The following is a 20244-nucleotide window of genomic DNA, read 5'->3' as shown; positions in this document are numbered from 1 at the left end:
GGGAATCCTCATGTGCAACGTACCGATGTCACGACGCGAATGGCTGAAGCTCGCGTCGCTCTTTACCGTCGCGGGCGCGGCGCCGCTGCTGAAGGCATCCGACGCGCGCGCGGCAGCCGATCCGAATGCGCCCGTGCGCATCGGCTACCTGCCGATCACCGATGCGGCGCCGCTGCTCGTCGCACACAACAACGGCTACTTCGACGCGGCCGGCATCCAGGCGGAGAAGCCGACGCTGCTGCGAAGCTGGGCGCAGCTGGTCGAGGCGTTTCTGTCGGGACAGGTCAACGTCGTGCATCTGCTGTCGCCGATGACCGTGTGGGCGCGCTACGGCAGCAAGGCGCCCGCGAAGGTCGTCGCATGGAATCACGTGAACGGCTCTGCGCTGACGGTTGCGCCCGACGTGAACACCGTGGCGGACCTCGGTGGCAAGACGGTTGCGGTGCCGTTCTGGTATTCGGTGCATAACGTCGTGCTGCAGGACCTGCTGCGCGCGCAGGGTCTCGCGCCCGTGCTCAAGCAGTCGGGGCAGCCGGGGCCGAAGGAAGTCAACCTGGTCGTGATGGCGCCGTCCGACATGCCGCCCGCGCTGGCGTCGAAAAAGATCGCCGGATATATCGTCGCCGAGCCGTTCAATGCGGCCGCCGAGCAGTTGAACATCGGCAAGATTCTCCGCTTCACGGGAGACGTGTGGCGCAACCACGCGTGCTGCGTGATCTTCATGCACGAGCAGGACCTGACGCAACGCGCGGCGTGGTCGCAGAAGGTCGTCGACGCGATCGTCAACGCCCAGCTGTGGACGCGCGCCCATCCGCAAGAGGCGGCCAGGCTGCTGTCGAAGGAAGGCCCGAACCGCTACACGCCGCATCCTGCGCAACTGCTCGCACGCGTGCTCGCACCGCAAGCAGCCGATCAGGGGCGCTATCTCGGCGATCGCGCGATCCAGCACGCGAACTGGGGCGTGAAACGCATCGACTTCCAGCCGTATCCGTATCCGAGCTATACGGAAGAACTCGTGCGCCGGTTGAAAACGACCCAGGTGGAAGGCGCGAGCCAGTTCCTCGCGTCGCTCGATCCGAAACGGGTCGCCGGCGATCTGGTCGACGACCGGTTCGTGAAGAAGAGCATCGAAGCGCTGGGTGGCTTGTCCGCGTTCGGCCAGGATGGCGGTTATGCACGCAAGGAGACGATCGTTGTCTAGCGTGCTCGTTCGGGAAACGTCGGCGGCGGCGCGGCGTCCGGTGCCCGGGCCCACGCACTGGCGCAGCATCGTGCTGGGCGGTGCGGGACTGGCGGCCGCCCTGGCGCTGTGGTGGCTCGCCGTCACGCTGCTCGCGGGCCACAACGCGATGGCCGCGCAATTCGCGCCGCAGCGTGCGTTCGAAGCGCTGCCGTCGCTCGTCGCCGAGGACCAGCTGCTCGTGCATGTGGCGACCAGCCTCAGGCGCATCGCCGTCGGGCTGGCGTGGGCGCTCGTGGTCGGCGTGCCATTGGGATTCGCGATCGGCCGTCTGCGCTGGCTCGAACGGACGCTGTCGCCGACGCTGCAGTTTCTTCGCATGATCTCGCCGCTTTCGTGGATGCCGCTTGCGGTGATGTCGCTCGGCGTCGGCGATCGCGCGGTGTATTTTCTGCTCGCTTTCGCCGCGGTGTGGCCGCTGGTGATGAGCACCGCATCGGGTGTCGCGCATCTCGACCGGCGCTGGGTCCAGCTTGGCGAAAGCCTTGCCGCGACGCGCGCGGAAATGCTCTGGCACATCTACGTGCCGGGTATCGCCGCGCATGTGCTCACCGGCGTGCGCCTCGCGATCGGCATCTTGTGGATCGTGCTGGTCCCGGCGGAAATGCTCGGCGTGAGCGCGGGGCTCGGCTACCTGATTCTCGACACGCGCGACCGGCTCGCGTATTCGGAGCTGACGGCCGTGATCCTCGTGATCGGCGTGCTCGGTTTCCTGCTCGATCTGGCGGCGCGCGCGGTCGCCGCCCGGCTGTCGAGCGATATGTCCGGGGGGGATCGGTAGATTGCTGAAGCGAAGACCTTGTAAAGTTCGACATCTACCGCGTCCAGCAGTGTTTGCAATGATCCAGGCAGGGGGTTGTCGATAAAAGCTTGTGCGACTTGAAACGGATCAAGCATTGTTTCAGCACGCAACTGTTTCCGTGCCGGATAGTGCCGATGGAGTATTTGCCGGAAAGACGCCCGACAACGTCGTGCCCAATGGCGCGGACCTCGACACCGCCCGCGCAGGAGATGCATCGTGACCGGACACGGTTTATCCAGCTCCGGCGATACAATCACGCGCCTTTCGCGCGATCGCATCGGCTGCGTCAGTGTAGGTCAAATAGGTACGTGTCTTATCTTCGGTGAGTGGTATGACGATGCGACCGGACTTATCCGTCATTTCGTGGGCGAGGCATATCATGAGGTGTAAAAATCATCGATATGTCGATGAAGAAGAAAAGGCAAACCGTAGCGCGTCAGGCAGCGGCTCGCGGGCCGCTGCCTGAATTGCCCAAAGAACTGCTGAACCAACTGGTCAAGGGGCCGATGACGCCGACCGAGGTTCAGGATCTGATGCTGCCGTTCAACAAAGCGGTCATCGAACGCGCGATGGGCGCCGAGATGAATCTGCATCTGGGCTACCCGTCGGGCCAGCCCAAACCGGCCGGGCAAGCCAACGAGCGCAACGGCGCCAGCGGCAAGACGGTCATCACCGACCGTGGTCCGGTTCGGGTCGAAGCCCCTCGTGTCCGTGCCGGCAGCTTCGAGCCCATCCTGATTCCCAAGCACGAGCGCCACTTCACCGGCTTCGACGAACGCATCATTGCGATGTACGCCCGCGGCATGAGCGTGCGCGAGATTCAAGGGTTTCTGGCCGAGCAATACGGCACCGAAGTGTCGCCCGATTTCATCAGTTCGGTCGCCGACGAGGTGATGGCCGAAGCGCTGAGTTGGCAGAGCCGCCCACTCGAGGCGATGTATCCGGTCGTGTTCTTCGACGCGCTGCGGGTCAAGATCCGCGACGACGGCGTGGTCAGCAACAAGGCCGTCTATCTGGCCTTGGGCATTCAGGCCGATGGCCAGCGCGACGTGATGGGCCTCTGGATGAGCAGACCGAGGGCGCCAAGTTCTGGCTCAAGGTGTTCAACGAACTCAAGACGCGCGGCTGCCAGGACATCCTGATCGCCGTGGTCGATGGCCTGAAGGGACTAACCGAAGCCATCAGCGCGGTCTATCCGCGGACCACCGTTCAGACCTGCATCGTGCATCTGATCCGCAACAGCCTCGAATACGCCAGCTACAAGGACCGTAAGGTACTCGCCACAGCACTGCGCCCGATCTACGCGGCTGCCAGCGAAGAGGCGGCACGGCAAGCGCTGCAAGACTTCGCCGACGGTCCTTGGGGCGCGAAGTACCCGACGATCGTGCAGTCGTGGCAACGCGCGTGGGAGCACGTCGTGCCGTTCTACGTGTTCCCGCCGGAGATTCGACGGGTTGTGTACACCACGAACGCCATAGAAAGTTTGAACATGCAGTTGCGCAAGATCACCAAGACACGTGGTCACTTCCCGAATGACGAGGTGGCCATCAAGCTGCTCTGGCTGGCGCTGCGCAAGGTGCTGGCCAAGACCGGGCGGGCTTCGTTCGACTGGAAATCAGCAATGAACCAGTTTGCTATCCAGTTCGGAGAACGATTCACCCAGGCGCATGGATAACGCGTCGTTCAACCGCCTCGCCCACAAAAATGCGGACAGGTTCAGATTTGCCCAAAACCCTACACACCCTACACCAATTCCCCCAAACCCTTTATCTATAAGGATCTCCCGGGTGTAGGGTACGAGCCAGACCCTACACCAACCCTACACTCAAGCAGCGGCAACGATGATTCTCCTGCGGCCAATCCTGATGGCGACTAATCCAATCCGTCTCAAGCGTTATTTAGCCTGCCCTTGGTCTTCAAGCACCGTTCCTTTCACAATTTCGATTTGTCTATCAAAAACCTGCGTTACATCAAAATAGAACGCTTGTACCTTTCCACTCAAATCAATCGTATCGAGCACGTCATATCGAGAACTACCCTTCATGATCAGCGCCTGTTTGGACAAGCGGAGTCTCCTTGCGGCGAGCCAAGCATATTCCTCGCCATCATCCGCAACGTGAATGGCCGTCTCGGGAGACAACCCGTCTCCGCTATGTGCGATGTCCTGCGTAATGCCAAAGAGATAGAGCCGCAAGTCAGATTGGGCATCGGCGTGTCCGGTCTTGCCAAGCAAATAGCTATAATTTGATATAATGCTAAAAATTGGAATATCAAGAATTTTTCGAACTTTCTCGACTTCCTTGATCTTTGAAAGTGCACCGTTATAGTCGCCCTGCTGCGCAAGCTGCATTGCTTGTTTTCCTAACTCTCTGCACAGGTGAATAAGCTCCGGATAATTAAAACTGTGGTCAGCCAGAAACTGAATGCGCTTCTCGTGAGCCTGCTGATAGGCTGCCGCGTATTGACCACTAAGCGGCAGAGGATCGAACACATTGGGAGCCGAGCGAGTGATCGACGCGAATGCACGTGAATTTATCTCGAAATATGCAATAGCCGGCTGCCCGCCAGTCGACTGACCCGAATAGGTGACTTTCTGCAACGGGACATCGTGATATTGATACCCTTGAATATTTGAGATGCTCGCCGAATGCAGATTCATCCATTCATGAACTTCCGCAATTGTGATGACTCGAACAGGATCATCAGGGCTGCCACCGCTACCGATACGGTTGTTCAGAATATCGGCCATTGCGTGTGCACGAGCACGACAATCATCCGACAGTGGCCGGTTGAAGTGCCCGTAGATGTTGGAACATACGGCCTGCACGTCATAGTCGGGGAATTGGTCCAGTGGTGCGTATTTCGTTAGTTCCGACAGACGACGCAGTGCATCCCCTCCTTTTCCTGCTCGGTCCAGCTCGTTTGCATCCTTCGCTGTCGCCTCAATGTCATGCGAGAGTCGCTGGAGGTCAATTTTATCGTCCTGCGCAAACTTCTGCCGTTGCGATAAAAGTTGGTCGACCACAGAGATAGAGGTCTGCGACAATGCGTTAGTTGAAAAAATAAAACCGACAAACCAAATCAGCAGCTTCGATCTACACATAATTTATCCAATTCGAGATTAACTAATCGCAGCAGTGACGGTCGAATGACTATTTCGTTCCCTGCCACACGACCGAACTGTCGACCGCGTAAATCTTGCACCCCCGATGTCTCTGGCCGCAGTGATCTAGCGAGTACCTCACAGGGTCCGGGCCAAGCGCCGAAGCGTCCCATCCGCCGTCAGGGGCAATCGTGAACACACGAGGCCGAGGAAGTTGCAGAAACTTTTGATATCCAGCCCTCCCGCTATCGTTCAGATACGGAACCACGGACGCGTCGTCCAGCTTGGCGAAGTTGCTGGGCGGCGAAACAGGTGTCGGTCTGGTCCAAACGACGGTGTTGTCTGCAGCATAGAGGCGACAGCCAGGGCCACGTTGATTGCACAATTTCATCGCCTGAGCGATCGGATCGAATCCGCCATTAGTCGACGCTGCTCCACGCAGGCCAACCGCAAATGCCCTAGGCAATGGTCGTTCGAGGAATTTCTTGTAATACGCTTGTCCTGCGACGCCGAGATACGGCACAGCTTGCGCATCGTCGATGGCCGCATAACCACTTGCTGGTGGAACAGGTGTCGGCATGTATTCGGGATTGACTTCAGCGTGAGGCATATCTATCCGTGCGAGAAACGCATCGAGTTTCGGCACCCAGAGAGGCAACGCTTCGGCGGAACCGAGCATGTTGTGAGAGTCGGTGCCGAATGTGCCGTACGCAACCAGTTCGGCGGACCCGCCTGCGGATACATACCGTTCGTACTCAGCATGCCACGTATCTTTCGAGAACACCTTGTCGTTTTCTCCGAAGAACCAGATCGACGGAAGCTTGCTATGCGCCCCCAATTCGCCCGCAGCATTGATCAATGCCCGACTGGAGAACAAACAATCCGATTCATCCATACCACCAGCGAAGCTGACCAAGCCGTGTACGCCAGGCACATTCATCGTTCCGAGCGCTAGCGTATTCCATCCCCCGAAGCTTTGTCCGGCAACGACAATTCGAGTGCCATCGATCTTCGGCTGCGTCTTCATGTACTCGATGACGGCCTTGATATCCTGTGCGTCTTCAATTCCGGTGGCGGCATAGTCACATCCGTGATGCGCAAGATGTCCCTGGGACCCGGCATAGCCACGCATCATCGGCAATACGATGGCATACCCTCTCGACAAGAAATAGTACGCAGAGAATGTCAAGTGATATCGAGGCTGATCCGGAGGCGGCATGCTCCCGTTCGCACCATGGTTCATCACGACCAACGGAAAAGGTCCAGGGCCATCGGGAATGTCCAGCGTCGCTTTCAGCATGACTGAATTCCCATCGGAACTCGGAATCGAGATGATCTGTTCGTGACGCAGAGCGGCTTCGGGTGCTTTCAGACTATCCGCGTCGTCTGCATGCGCCAGAGACGCATACGCGTATAGATAAGTGATTGCTATCAGCGAACAAGCTTTCCAGGTCTTGTGCATTTTTTAAGGCGTGCCAAGTGTAGAGACAGAAGACATATCCAAGCGCCCAAGCTTCGACGCCAAATCAATGCGAGCATTGTCCCAGTCTGTCAACGTTTCAATCCGACGCTCCTTCGCATTGGCGAGCGTCGTCTGTGTATTGAGTAATTCGAGGATGTTACCGACGCCCATGTTGTAGCGATGTTCAGCCGCGACGTAAGCCTGTTGAGCGATCGTTAACAAGGAACTGCTATGCGAAGCGCTTTCCGATGCCGATTCCAGGGCGTAGTAGCTGTCCCAGACGTCCACCGCAACCTTGTTCCGAGTTTCTTCGAGAGCGTCTTGTTGTCGCTCAGCTTCTGCCCGGGCTTGGTCGATCTGATAGTTCCTTCCGAAGCCTTCAAATATCGGAATGGTTACCTGTATACCGATATAGGCGTCGTGACCGGTCGACGGATAGGTCGGCAATCCAAGCCCCAGACTTTGTGGTTGGTTATCTCGATTGTATTTCCCGACGAGATTGAGACTCGGCAGTCCTTGTGCTCGGGTCTGAGCGATCTTCGCCATAGCCGCATCGTACTGCGCCTGTGCGGCCACGACACTGGGATGCGTTCGCTTCACCTCGGCAATCAATCGTGCGAGAGACTCCGTAAAGGTCTTGCCGGGGATCACGGTATCCGTGACGGCGGGCACGTCGGTTACGGCGGACGGATCGTAGCCCATGTCTACGGCTAACGCGCCAATCGTCGACTGAGCGTCACTCCGTGCCTTGGCGAGATTCAGCAACGCCTGCTCATGCTGTGATTGCGCCTGTAATGCATCAGTAATGGGCGCCACCCCTTTGTCGACTTTGGCCTGCGCTGCTGTAGCGCTTTGCCTCGTCATTGCCTCGATTTCCCGAGCTGCATCGAGAGCCGCATGTGCTGCTTGCGCTGCGTAGTAATCCTTGGCGACCGTAGCAAACGTCGATTGCAACGTGGCGTTTCGTGTTGCTTGCGACGCCTCCAGCAACGACGAGGCATTCTTCAGCGCCGCCTCTCGTCCTCCGAAGTCGTATAGGAGCCAATTGAGAGACACACCCTCAGAGCGAACGGTTGCCGAGTAATTTGAGCTGAGCGCCGGATGATCCGTGATGTCCGTGACGGAGCTATCCCGAACACCTTGCCAGTTTCCTGTGATGGTCGGCAGGTATGCCGCTCTTGCCACGCCGACCGCCGCCGCCTGAGCCTTGACGTCCGCCCACGACTCTCGGGTTTTGGGATTACGACACAGAGCACGTTCGACTGCATCCTCCAGTGTCAACGGGTGACTCAATGGACCGAATTCGCAAGTGCTGTGGGCCGGGACCATGTCGCCGGCCGCGCTAACAGGAATCGATTGTTCAGCTCGCAGCGGGTCGAAGGCAAGAACCGTAGGAGAGTTGACCGACATCACGCCGATTGCGGCTATGAGCAGCCCCGTCGATGGCTTAACGCTCATGCATGCTCTCCTGAGCGCCTTCGACAAGCGGGCCAAGCAGATACTGCGCGATGGTTTGCTTGCCCGTCTTGATCTCCGCTTTCACGGTCATGCCAGGCGTCAACGCGATCCAGCGATCATCGACTCGCATCCGATTTGATTTCAGTCGAATGCGAACCGTAAAGGCGAGGCCAAGCTTCTTGTCCTGTACCGCATCATTGGATAGATCGACTACCGTTCCTTCGAGCATCCCGTATCGGGTATAGGGAAACGCATCGAGTTTGACCGCTGTGCGCTGGCCAACCTTCAGGAAACCCACGTCTTTGTTTTCAACGGTGGCCTCGACTTCAACGGCATCGTCCGGAACGATTTCCATCAATGCCTGAGCGGTTGTGACAACGCCACCGAGCGTGTGCGTGGCGAGTTGCTGAACAGTGCCGCTAACTGGGGAGATCAAGCTGAGCATAACTTGACGAGTGTGGGCCTTGGTTTCGTCATTGGTGCTCTGCCTCAACTGTTCGGTTGCTTTCTCCAGATCATCGAGTTGTTCTCGTCGAAACTGAGAGACGGTCTGCGCAATGTCCGCTCGCTGCTCTGCTATCCCGGCGGCCAGTTCATGAGCGTGGCTGCGCTGCGCTGCCAATTCATGTTCTTGATTCAAGGCCGTCTGTTCCTTGTCGAGGTAGTCGTTCTTTGCAACATACTTGTCAGCAGACAGCGACCTATAGTCGTTTGCTTGTGAACGTGCCAGCGGTGCCGTGGCCGCCAGCTTGGCAATCTCCTGATTCGTGCTATCCAACTCGGCTTCCCGTTTTGCTAGTTCGCTTCGGGCTGAATTCAACTTGTCTTGATACTCACGATATATACCGGCCACGAGGCGTTGAGCTTCCTCCTGACGCCCCGCTGATGCACCGTCGATTGTGGAAACCTCCGGCTCTCGCCCTGCCTGTAGCGCTTTCAGTAACGCATCAGCACGAGCGCCGGCAAAGGCAGCATCCAGCTTGGACGATTTCGCCTTGTCTTCGTCTGCGGCCGCCTGAGTGGTATCAAGCTTCACAAGGAGATCACCGGCCCTGACCCGTTGACCGTCCTGGACGGCAATCTCCCTGACCACTCCCGTGATCGCCGGCTGAATGATTTTCACCTTTGCGTTCGGAACGAGTTTCCCGTTCGCAGTTGCGACAATGTCGAGTTTGCCAAAGCAGGCGATCAATATCACCGCCGCGGCAAGCAGCACGATCAATCGAGCAGTCCAGCGCGGTGCCGGATGCACAGGCGTTTCGACCAGTTCAAGATGCGCCGGTTGGAAGGCAAGCTCGTACTCAAGCTTGGCGGGACCGTCAAGTTGATGACGGATATTCCATGCTGCTACCCAAACCGACCGATATCGGCGCAGGAGATCAAGAAGTGCATGTAAACGAATCGACATTGTCATCACCCCGCCTGAAGAGACAGCAAGTGGGCGTAGTAACCACCCGTCGACTGCAAGATCTCGTGCGTGCCACGTTCGACGATGTGTCCTTTGTCCATCGCAATGATCTGGTCCGCATGACGAACGGTACTGAGGCGGTGGGCGATGAAGATTACAGTGCGTCCGGCACAGATCGCTCGCATATTGTTCTGAATCACGCGTTCGGTCTCGAAATCGAGCGCACTCGTCGCTTCATCGAAAATGAGAATACGGGGATTGGTCAACAGTGCACGGGCAATGGCGATGCGCTGTCGTTGCCCACCGGACAGATTGTTGCCGTGTTCTTCCACGAGGGTGTCGTAGGCTTGCGGCAGTTCGCAAATGAAGTCGTGCGCCCCGGCCAGTCTGGCAGCGTGCATGATGGCTGCCATCGGGGCGCCAGGGTCCGCCAAAGCGATGTTTTCTCGGAGCGACCGGTTGAACAGGTAATTTTCCTGGAGCACGACACCAATGTGCCGCCGAAGCCATGCAGGATCAGCGAGCGCCAGGTCGACGCCATCGATACGCACTGTCCCGTGTTCGGGCACATAGAGACGTTGCAGAAGCTTGGTTATCGTGCTTTTGCCGGATCCCGATCGGCCCACGATGCCGATGACCTGACCCGCTCGTATGTCCAGCGACACATCGTCCAGAACCGGCTGGCCATCCGGACGGTATCGGAAGCGTACGTTCTCGAATCGGATATCGCCCTTGATCGCCGGCATTGATTGACTGCTTTGGCGCAACTCGGTGCGGGTATTGAGGATGTCTCCCAAGCGGCTCATCGAAATTCCGACTTGCTGGAAATCCTGCCAGAGCTGAGCGAGTCGCAAGACAGGTGCAGCAACGCGCTGCGACATCATGTTGAATGCAATCAGTTCTCCGATCGTCAGCTTGCCGTCGATCACGAGCTTGGCGCCCAACAGGAGCGTTCCCAACGAGACGAGTTTGCCGATGTACTGGATCAGTTGTTGCCCAATGTTGCCGAGCTGCGTCACACGAAATCCGGATGCGACATACGCGGCCAGTTGCATCTCCCACTTCTTGGCGAACTGGGGTTCAACCGACATCGACTTGACCGTTTCGACGCCCGAGACGGTTTCGACGAGGAACGATTGATTGTCAGCACCTCGTACGAATTTCTCGTTGAGTCGCCGACGCAAGACCGGAACTATGAAAGCAGATATGCCAGCGTAGATCGGCAGGGAAAGCACGATCACGATCGTTAGCCATACACTGTAGATGCACATAACAGCGATAGACACGATCGAGAAGAACAGATCGATAACGGCTGTCAGTGCCTGGCCCGTCAGGAAGTTTCGAATGCTTTCGAGCTCACGAACCCTGGCGATTGTGTCTCCAACACGGCGTACACCGAAGTACGCCAGAGGCAACGCGATCAGGTGTTTGAAAAGCCGTGCTCCGAGTTCGACATCTATCCGGTTCGTGGTATGCGAGAAGATGTAGTTTCTCAGACCGGTCAACGCTACCTCGAACGTTGAACTGAGAAACAGCGTGATCCCGACGACGGCCAGCGTATTGTAGGTGTGGTTGACGAGCACCTTGTCCATGATCACCTGGAACATCAGTGGCGTCACGAGACCGAATATCTGCAAGACGAATGAGATCGCCAATACCTCCAACAGCAATCTACGGTACTTGACGACAGCCGGGATGAACCACGAGAAGTCGAACTTTGACAGTTCACCCGTGAGGGATGCTCTGGAGGTGAAAAGGAGCATGCTTCCCGTCGAGCGATGGGTTATCTCCTCCAGCGAATGGAGTACGGGCTGTGTTGAATTGGCTTCGAGTACGAGCACTGACAATCCATCACGGCGTGCAATGATGAAGTGTTGACCGTCTTTGTCGAGACCCAGCGCTGGCAGAGGCGATCGATCCAGTCGATCCGTCCGTAGCGGCACAAGGCGAGCCTTCAAACCTATCGAGCGAGCGCACAAGATCAATGCATCGGCATCGAACGGTCGATCACCTTGGGCAGCAGCGTGGCGCAGTTGAGCGGCATCGACAGCGATGCCGTGGAATCTTGCGATGGTGACTAGGCAACTCAATGCCGTGTCAACTGGAGCGTGTGAAAATTCTTCGTTTTTTTCAGGGGCGTTCACTTGCCGTACCTCTTTCAATTACTGCGATATCGCTTCTACAACGCCCTAATCGGATCTCGCCGAGAACCCGTGTCGGAATTCAACTGGTTTCCTCGACGACGTTCAAAATGGCTCAACAGGATACCTACGCTCTCGGCAACCGTGCGTACGCTTGTGGGAATATGTAACGTTGGAATGATCGGCTTCTCATATGGCGCAGCTACGCCAGTGAAGTCCGGAAGCAAACCGGTTCGAGCTCGTTGATACAATCCCTTAGGGTCTCGCTCCATACACGTCTCTATCGGCGCATCGACAAATACTTCGAAAAATCGATCGTGACCGATGATTTGTCGAGCCATATCCCTATCTTCTTGATATGGCGATACGAGTGCAACTATCGCAGCAAAGTCGGCCTCGATTAGAATTTTTGAAATCTCGGCGGCTCTGCGTATATTTTCGGCTCGATCTTCACGACTGTATGTGAGATCACAATTCAAACCGGCTCGCAACTCGTCGCCGTCCAACACGAGCGCCGAAATCTGCCTTGATCTTAGAGATTGTGAGAATTCTCGAGCGAGCGTAGTTTTTCCCGCTCCCGGCAGTCCAGTAAGCCAATAGCAACCGGAGTTGGCAGTGTGCCTATCAGTATTAGAGGCGAGATTTAATTGCATTGCATCCAATCGTTCACTTCGGCACTCAGTCATAACAACGTGACTTGTCGCGTATTGAGTTCTGGTTTCTCCCAGAAGCTCGTTCCAGCATATTTTGCGAAAAGGTCTGGTGGGATACATGGCTTCCGAGATTGGTACTCGACCTTGCTCCTCACTTTGTGCAACCCGGGCATGCCAAGATGAGCATCGTAGTCCGGCTCGTCATAGACTACATTTTCGAAGTCGTGATCGAACCACGGCTCGCCTATTTCACGATAGAGCGATCTCAGGATTTTCTCGGGTTCCCGAACCAATCGATCGTAAGAAACGAGAGTAAGGCGCTTTGCCTCTACGCCAAACCATGCCTCACGGAGCGTACTCCATGGATGCCCGATCAAGCCCCGTTCCGTCTCCATCAAGAATTCTGCGCGCGCATACACGGAACTACCTGGCTGAAAATTAAACATCCTCGATAGTTGAAGTGGATTTTTTGCCAACATTGCTTCCACACTATCGATAATCCATCCGATTTCCCGGACACAGCAGATAATGCGCGCCTGAGGATACAAGGCGGCGAGCAACGATGCTCGGCCAGTCCATGTTCGATTGGTATCAAAAACAACCTGGTCGTCGGTGACGCCGGGATAGTAAGAGTCGAATATTCCTCGCAGAATATTCGTTCGTCTGTCGTCGTCAAAGAACGTACTGAACTCTCCGCCGCACATCTTTCCGTGAACGGCCCCACATAGCATGGCGACGGGACTCGTCATCGCAGCGGAAAATCGGGGGTTCTGACGAAGCAATGCGCAGAGCAATGTCGACCCCGAACGTGGCAGCCCCGAAATTAAATGTAACCTTGAGATCATTTGAGATCTTATATTTAAGTTTTAAATCTCGAATTCCGCAGGCGACAGAGCGTCATCGCCCGCGGAAGTGAGGTAGCTACAACTTGGCTAGTGCGCTCCGGCAATCAACTGCACATGCTGCGATGCCTGTTCCGTAGAAGCGATCGAAGCACTACTCGCCGAAGACGAAGGAGCATGACCCGCCATCGCTTGAATTAACGCTGCGGTTTGAGCCGAAGAACCGTAGAGAGCTTGGATAGCATTGGTATCGGTCTGGTCCAATGATCGGTTGGACGAGGTCAGATCGTAGTTCATGATCGAACCCGAATCGGCATTGTCCCCAAGGCCGAGTGCATGACCGATTTCGTGCAAAGCCGTCTGATAGAAGGTTGCGTCCGTCCCGGCGTAGATTTGATCGCTGACCGAGCCATGAGCAAGCGCATCCTGCGTCGGGGACTCGAGTTCAATTTTGGCTCCTGACGCAATGACGCCTTGAGATGCTTTGAATGTCGTGTAGCCAACTTCACCCGTGCTGGCTGTGTTCAGGTCAGCCCAATCGATCGAAATGTCGGCAGAAGCGTTACTCGACACCTCCTGGAACTTGAGTCCAGAAGCAGCCGCCCACGTCGCAAAGGCCTGCTCGACCTCCTTTTCGTACTGTCCGTCTTGGGGACCATTGGCGCTGTCGAAGTTCCAGGTGATGGTGGTCGCATCCCACCGGGCACCTTCGAGCACGTTAGGACCGGAACCAGCAGAAGTCGCGGTATCTCGAGACATTTCACCGGCCTGAGCGAACCCGTTCTTGGCAGCGTTAGCGGCAGCGGCGTTCCCTTGGTTTTGGTCGTACTGAGCGATGGCGGTTACATCGCTGGCCAGCTTGCTTTGCACGGTACTTCGATCACCCGAAAAACCATAGCCGCCGAAGTAACCGCCGTAACCGCCGCCACTAAAAGGATCCGTGCTAGTTTGATCGACGTAGTCGACTCCACTCCAGCCGGCACCAGTATCGTCAGTGCCATCTACTACATCTCCAGTATCTGTTCCGGAGAAGTTAACAGTGTCATTATTGCCATCGACATGATCATATTGACCAGAAATGTCAATAGTACTTCCACCGCCAACATATGAAAGCGTATCGTTACTTCCATTAATGATGGTAGTACTATTTTCCCCGTCCGTGACCGTGTCGCCTGAACCGTTCACAGTAATGGAGTCGCTGTCTTTGCCGTAAATCGTGCTATCTGATCCATCGATAGCATCGCCTTGACCTTGAACACTGACTGCACTACCGCTTCCCAGAGAGGCCAACGTATCGTTGCTGCCGTTAATAACCGTCGAGCTGTTCGCTCCGTCCGTGACCGTGTCACCTGAACCGTTCACGGTAATGGAGTCGCTATCTTTGCCGTAAATCGTGCTACCTGATCCATCGATAGCATCGCCTTGACCTTGAACACTGACTGCACTACCACTTCCCAGAGAGGCCAACGTATCGTTGCTGCCGTTAATAACCGTCGAGCTGTTCGCTCCGTCCGTGACCGTGTCACCTGAACCGTTCACGGTAATGGAGTCGCTGTCTTTGCCGTAAATCGTGCTACCTGATCCATCGATAGCATCGCCTTGACCTTGAACACTGACTGCACTACCGCTTCCCAGAGAGGCCAACGTATCGTTGCTGCCGTTAATAACCGTCGAGCTGTTCGCTCCGTCCGTGACCGTGTCACCTGAACCGTTCACGGTAATGGAGTCGCTGTCTTTGCCGTAAATCGTGCTACCTGATCCATCGATAGCATCGCCTTGACCTTGAACACTGACTGCACTACCGCTTCCCAGAGAGGCCAACGTATCGTTGCTGCCGTTAATACCCGTCGAGCTGTTCGCTCCGTCCGTGACCGTGTCACCTGAACCGTTCACGGTAATGGAGTCGCTGTCTTTGCCGTAAATCGTGCTACCTGATCCATCGATAGCATCGCTTTGACCTTGAACACTGACTGCACTACCACTTCCCAGAGAGGCCAACGTATCGTTGCTGCCGTTAATAACCGTCGAGCTGTTCGCTCCGTCCGTGACCGTGTCACCTGAACCGTTCACGGTAATGGAGTCGCTGTCTTTGCCGTAAATCGTGCTACCTGATCCATCGATAGCATCGCCTTGACCTTGAACACTGACTGCACTACCGCTTCCCAGAGAGGCCAACGTATCGTTGCTGCCGTTAATAACCGTCGAGCTGTTCGTTCCATTCGCAATAAAATCATTCGATCCGTTCACCGTGAACGTATCGTTGCCCTGACCGTTAATCGTGTCATTCGATCCGTAGACCGAGTCGCCTTGCCCCGAAAGATTCGCAACTGCATTCGCTCCGTTAAGCCAAATCCCGTCATTAACTCCCGTGGCATCAATGGTGTTTCCGCTACCCGTAACACCCAGACTTTCGTTGCCACTTGCATAGACAGTAAGACCACTGCCGCTAACATCCGTACGGGAATTGCTCTCAACCGTTACCGTCCCCGATGTACCACTCGCAAAATTAACGTAATTGTCGTTAGAAACACTTGCACTCTGCCCGTTGCCACCAATCGTGACAGCACTGTCGGATCCGATAACGTTGATGTGATCTGCGGAACCATTGATTATATCGCTTGAATTTGCGCCAATATTTATAGTACTATTAGAGACAGAGGTGGAATTTTGGCTTCCGGCTACAGTATAATCCCCCCCGGATACGAACCCCGAGTTTACTCCGGTTATGGTGTTATTGCCTCCCGAGGCAATCAAGTTGAAACTAGACCCAGCAACTCCCGGGGAAACAATGATGTCGTCATTAGTTCCATTTGAAATTACCGTCGCAACATCACTCCCATTTTGTTGAGTTGCACTAATTTGGTCAACATTATTTCCTTGAACTATGCTCCACATAGTAGCGGCATTGGAGGAGTCACAAACAAAATTCGAGCTCCCCAACGAAGTTGGACTATAGTTTCCGCTCGAATCGGGTGACATCCCGGCAGATTGCAAGCTTTGAGATATTACATCGGCGATAGTCGTGGAATCTATCCCAGCTCCGACCGCAGATGCGATAAAGCCCACTGCATTAATTAGTTCACCCAGCGTAAAAGCACCACCACCAAAAATTGGATTTATGCTTGACCCGGTGAGCCCTAAAAATTCAACCCCCTGACCTGCCATAGTCGCAATATTCCCAGCAATTGAGGCGAATGCACTTGCCAAGCTGTTGGCGCTCATCGAAGCACCGTTCGTTGTGATGTTGGCAATATTTGCAATAATTGAATTTCCTGCGAAAGCGGCGCCCTCCCCTGGTATAAGAGAGGTTGCGGCAGCGGCAGCGCTCGCCAAAGCAGCTTGGTAAGATACGAGGGTCGCATTACCTGGATTATTTTGATACGCCTGCGCTGCGCTCTGTACACCCGCAGCGTTATCAAGTCCGGATATCGTATAGCCAGCAACTGTTACAGAGGTCATTATTTACTCTCACTTTGATTATTATCCAACACACATCGAAACCGATATCAATCTTGAAAAGCAAATTATTACAGCAAATATAATTAGGTAAGACATCGCCAATTTTCTCGACAACACCTCACCCTCCATTGTTTTTTGCTTGAAATTATCGAAATAGGAGATTGTTGTAAAAATCAATGACGCGGCAAGCGCCGCTGGATAGACAAGCAGAATTAGCGTATTAATTTTCGCCAAATACTTAAATACCCCCTCAACCCTTTCGCACTGCATAAACAACAGTATCTCGATAAGTGCAACAGATACCATTGAAAGCAAAATAAGCTTGATTTTTCTCGAGATCAATTTTCTTCTTTCAATCAACCCACACCTCACAATTTAAGGATGTGCCGCCCAATGATTAATCACAAAAATCAAGATAAAATTCAAATCATCAGCCCAATCTTATAAATTTATTGCTTACCACCACCAAATTCGATGCATTACAATTTCAATAATTCGTAAATTTTATTTCGAGATTCCGGGCGACATGCAAATTATTACAGAATAACATCACTCGCCCAACCAATTTACCAGTCGACATCGACAATGGCAACGCGGTTGCAAGATACCTCTCGCAATACTTACATTACCGAATATTTCAGATAGATATACGTCGAGTTTTTGAATTATATTTGAAAGAATGCGCGGGGCGGTGACGCAGCGCAGCTCACTTATTGTCAAATATTTTTTTTATTATTTCGTGAGTTCTGGTGAATAACATGAAATTATCAATTCAATAGCCGAATCCAATTCGCATATGCTTGCCAGAAGCTTTGAGATTTCGAGCATCAGAATCTCTGAAAATAAATTCGGAACGGCAAATACCAAGGAGTCTTGGGGGCATACCGACGGCTCATCAACACTGAGCTTGGCGGATCGACGAATGCGCACCGTGGCACCTATGTGCTGGCAATTCGACTCGAAAATCTCTGTCGAGCGGGAGTAACAAACACCTACAAGATAAAAAACTCTCGCCGTAGCGAGAGCAATCAGGCAGTTCACCGCCCGAGCATATGACCCAGTAGCTTCAGCCCACACCAAAGCCAGGCGATGCCAACGAGGATCAAAACGGCCGGAGCGATGACAAGCCAGAAGACAGCGCAGAGGAAGATCATTGCCCATTCCCTCGTCTCGCAGCCGCTCGGCGATCGAGCTTGGACTTCAGACTCGCATTGAACCGCCCCGAGTTTTGTGGAGGCTCCAACTCTTGAGAGAATGGAGCCATGAACAAGAAGTCAAGCAAGTTTTCCCCGGAAGTCCGAGAGCGCGCAGTGCGCCTGGTACGCGAGCAGCGTAGCGAGCACCCGTCGATGTGGGCGGCCGTCGAATCGATTGCGCCAATGATCGGCTGCACGCCGCAGACGCTGTTGGATTGGGTTAAGCGCGACGAGGTCGACCGTGGAGAGCGCGATGGCGTGAGTACGGCCGAGCGTGAACGCATCAAAGCCTTGGAGCGCGAGGTCAAGGAACTGCGCCGGACCAACGAGATTCTCAAACTGGCGAGCGCATTTTTCGCCCAGGCGGAGCTCGACCGCCGTTTCAAGTCCTGAAGGCCTTCATTGATCAGCATCGCGACACCTTCGGGGTCGAGCCGATCTGCAAGGTCTTGCGGATTGCCCCGTCGGGCTACCGGCGCCATGCAGCACAACTTCGCGATCCGTCGAAACGCTGCGCCCGCGCGAAACGCGATGAGCTTTTGCAACCGGAGATCAAGCGTGTCTGGTAGGCCAACATGCAGGTCTATGGCGTGCCGAAGGTCTGGAAGCAGATGAACCGGGAAGGCATTGCGGTGGCACGCTGCACGGTCGGACGGTTGATGAAGCTGCAGGGCTTGCGTGGCGCAGTTCGCGGTAAGCGTGTTCGCACAACGATTGCCGATGTGAGCGCGCCGCGCCCGCTGGACCGAGTCAACCGGCAGTTCAAGGCTGACCGACCGAATCAGCTCTGGGTGTCGGATTTTACGTATGTCTCGACATGGCAAGGCTGGCTGTACGTGGCATTCGTGATCGACGTGTTCGCCCGCCGTATTGTTGGCTGGCGCGTCAGCTCGTCGATGACCACGGACTTTGTTCTGGATGCACTTGAACAAGCGCTGTACGCCCGCCAACCGGGCGAGGACGGGACTTTGATACACCACTCCGATAGAGGGGCCCAATACGTCAGCATTCGCTACAGCGAACGGCTGGCTGAGGCCGGCATCGAGCCGTCGGTCGGCAGCCGGGGCGACAGCTACGACAATGCACTGGCCGAAACGATCAACGGCCTGTACAAGACGGAACTGATTCATCGGCGCGCCCCTTGGAAAACAAGGGAATCCGTCGAACTGGCAACGCTGGAATGGGTCGCCTGGTACAACCATCATCGGCTGATGGAACCGCTCGGCTATATCCCGCCTGCTGAAGCTGAGGCAAACTACTACGGGCAACTCAGAAATGCCGCTGACGTGTCTGCATTAACTTAAACCAACCAGCCTCCACGATTCCCGGTGCGGTTCACAGCTACCGTCACCGCACGCGTATGCAATCCTCGGGATAATCAATGCGAGACCGGGCACGAAACATAAGAGCCGGGCTGCATGAGGTGCGACACCCATATCGAATTTGAATGCAATGGACATGACCCGCGAGGACATTCGATTCATGTTATTCGTAGCGGCAAGGCTACTCTACTGAGAAGTTCTTGGTCACTTCGACCTGGATGGCAAACATGCCGTCTTCCATCACACGCGGCTCGCAGTTCATCTCGTACCCACGCATCACAAATTTGTTCTGTATTGCTTCAACGCACCTTTTGAGACAGGACGGATCCTAGCATGGACCTATCCAAAGGCAAGCGCGTGAGTGCGAAGGAGGCCACCGGTGGTTCCGCTGAACGTTCGAGCGCGTCATCGAAGACGTACGTATCCGAAAAACAAAACTCATCCCTGCAGGACTTTCTGCGCGCGAAGCTGACGATTTGGGCCGTAAATGGGACGTCGAGGTATACGCAATTGCCACGGGAGCACGCAAACCGATCGTAACGATTGGCGAATGCGTCCGAATCCACGTTACTGACACGGGTTCAGAATGGAAAGACCTCAAGGGTAGGCTACGGGGTCTTAACAAAGTACGCCCCCGAGTATGAAGATCAGGATGCGCTTAACCTGTACGACTGGTCGATTCGGTTCGCCGGATTGATGCGTGCGAATTCACTGAGCCAGCATGGAAAATCAAGGACGAGTGGATTAAGGCTCGCCGGAAGTCAGGCCACTTGGGGGTGAGGTTTCACGATCTCCGCCATAGCGTCGCATCAGAAATGATCAACGCCGGCATCGACCTCTATACCGTCGCTGGGGTACTGGGACACAAGACGACTACGTCGACCAGGCGATACGCTCACCTGGTGACCGACCGCCTCGCAGAAGCCGTCAAGAAGATCGGACGATCGTGATCCAGTTGCACGAATCGGGTAGAAAAACCCACACCCGTAGCGTAAGGGCGCCCCGTTTGGAACAGCCCAAATCGCCCGAAACCTTTGTGGCGGAAGGCAGCAGGAGTCGAACCTACCCGGGAGTGTCTGACACCCCCAACCGGGTTTGAAGCCCGGCCGTACCACCGGATACGAATGCCTTCCGTCGTGGGAAAAAAACAAAGAACAA

General features: G+C 55.3%; 12 protein-coding genes, 1 tRNA gene, 2 pseudogenes and 1 other annotated feature. Of the genes and pseudogenes, 5 read left to right on the top strand and 10 right to left on the bottom strand.

Features of this window, described 5'->3' with window-relative positions; all coding sequences use genetic code 11:
- Positions 1–10: 10 nt before the first annotated feature.
- The 3 genes and pseudogenes from AB3K92_RS13060 to AB3K92_RS13050 all read left to right on the top strand — a co-directional run bounded on the left by AB3K92_RS13060 (position 11) and on the right by AB3K92_RS13050 (position 3717).
- Positions 11–1201 (top strand): ABC transporter substrate-binding protein, encoded by a 1191-nt coding sequence (locus AB3K92_RS13060; RefSeq protein WP_059649062.1) that lies wholly within the window; start codon positions 11–13, stop codon positions 1199–1201.
- A 40-nt stretch (positions 1202–1241) separates the two neighbouring features.
- Positions 1242–2021 (top strand): ABC transporter permease, encoded by a 780-nt coding sequence (locus tag AB3K92_RS13055; protein ID WP_257250997.1) that lies wholly within the window; start codon positions 1242–1244, stop codon positions 2019–2021.
- 428 nt (positions 2022–2449) lie between these two features.
- A pseudogene (locus AB3K92_RS13050) lies at positions 2450–3717 on the top strand (IS256 family transposase).
- Positions 3718–3936: 219 nt separating this feature from the next.
- Here the strand turns inward: AB3K92_RS13050 and AB3K92_RS13045 are convergent.
- From AB3K92_RS13045 to AB3K92_RS13005, 9 genes are all read right to left on the bottom strand, one after another.
- Complete coding sequence (locus AB3K92_RS13045) at positions 3937–5145, bottom strand: DUF4919 domain-containing protein (RefSeq protein ID WP_257250468.1); 1209 nt, start codon at positions 5143–5145, stop codon at positions 3937–3939.
- A gap of 49 nt (positions 5146–5194) precedes the next feature.
- Positions 5195–6607 carry a S9 family peptidase gene (locus tag AB3K92_RS13040; RefSeq protein ID WP_257250467.1) on the bottom strand — a complete coding sequence of 471 codons (1413 nt, stop codon included), beginning with the start codon at positions 6605–6607 and terminating at the stop codon, positions 5195–5197.
- Between the two features lie 3 nt (positions 6608–6610).
- A complete protein-coding gene (locus AB3K92_RS13035; RefSeq protein ID WP_257250466.1) occupies positions 6611–8065 on the bottom strand; it encodes a TolC family protein in 1455 nt (484 codons plus the stop codon).
- A complete protein-coding gene (locus AB3K92_RS13030; RefSeq protein ID WP_257250996.1) occupies positions 8055–9473 on the bottom strand; it encodes an HlyD family type I secretion periplasmic adaptor subunit in 1419 nt (472 codons plus the stop codon). The genes AB3K92_RS13035 and AB3K92_RS13030 overlap by 11 nt, the downstream gene beginning before the upstream one ends.
- 5 nt (positions 9474–9478) lie before the next feature.
- The gene (locus AB3K92_RS13025; protein ID WP_369465215.1) at positions 9479–11617 is read right to left on the bottom strand and encodes a type I secretion system permease/ATPase; all 2139 of its coding nucleotides are present in this window, start codon (positions 11615–11617) and stop codon (positions 9479–9481) included.
- Between the two features lie 35 nt (positions 11618–11652).
- Positions 11653–12267, bottom strand: coding sequence for an adenylyl-sulfate kinase (cysC, locus tag AB3K92_RS13020; protein WP_257250465.1), 615 nt, complete (start codon positions 12265–12267; stop codon positions 11653–11655).
- A 29-nt stretch (positions 12268–12296) separates the two neighbouring features.
- Complete coding sequence (locus tag AB3K92_RS13015) at positions 12297–13112, bottom strand: sulfotransferase (RefSeq protein ID WP_257250464.1); 816 nt, start codon at positions 13110–13112, stop codon at positions 12297–12299.
- 87 nt (positions 13113–13199) lie between these two features.
- Positions 13200–16568 (bottom strand): beta strand repeat-containing protein, encoded by a 3369-nt coding sequence (locus AB3K92_RS13010; protein ID WP_369465214.1) that lies wholly within the window; start codon positions 16566–16568, stop codon positions 13200–13202.
- Positions 16569–17300: 732 nt separating this feature from the next.
- Complete coding sequence (locus AB3K92_RS13005) at positions 17301–17729, bottom strand: hypothetical protein (protein WP_257250462.1); 429 nt, start codon at positions 17727–17729, stop codon at positions 17301–17303.
- 101 nt (positions 17730–17830) lie between these two features.
- On the opposite strand from AB3K92_RS13005, the pseudogene AB3K92_RS13000 reads away from it, so the two are divergent.
- A pseudogene (locus AB3K92_RS13000) lies at positions 17831–19068 on the top strand (IS3 family transposase).
- Positions 18112–18228: a sequence feature (AL1L pseudoknot), on the top strand. (Overlaps the previous pseudogene by 117 nt.)
- A gap of 689 nt (positions 19069–19757) precedes the next feature.
- Positions 19758–20036: a tyrosine-type recombinase/integrase gene (locus AB3K92_RS12995; protein WP_369465789.1), complete on the top strand. Its 279-nt coding sequence runs from the start codon at positions 19758–19760 to the stop codon at positions 20034–20036.
- Between the two features lie 87 nt (positions 20037–20123).
- Here the strand turns inward: AB3K92_RS12995 and AB3K92_RS12990 are convergent.
- Positions 20124–20219, bottom strand: a tRNA-Sec gene (locus AB3K92_RS12990).
- Positions 20220–20244: the final 25 nt, after the last annotated feature.

The organism is Burkholderia sp. Bmkn7 (assembly GCF_041103175.1).
GTDB lineage: Bacteria > Pseudomonadota > Gammaproteobacteria > Burkholderiales > Burkholderiaceae > Burkholderia > Burkholderia cepacia.
Note: the sequence above shows the minus strand (reverse complement) of the source record. Positions and strands in the feature narration are given on the sequence as shown.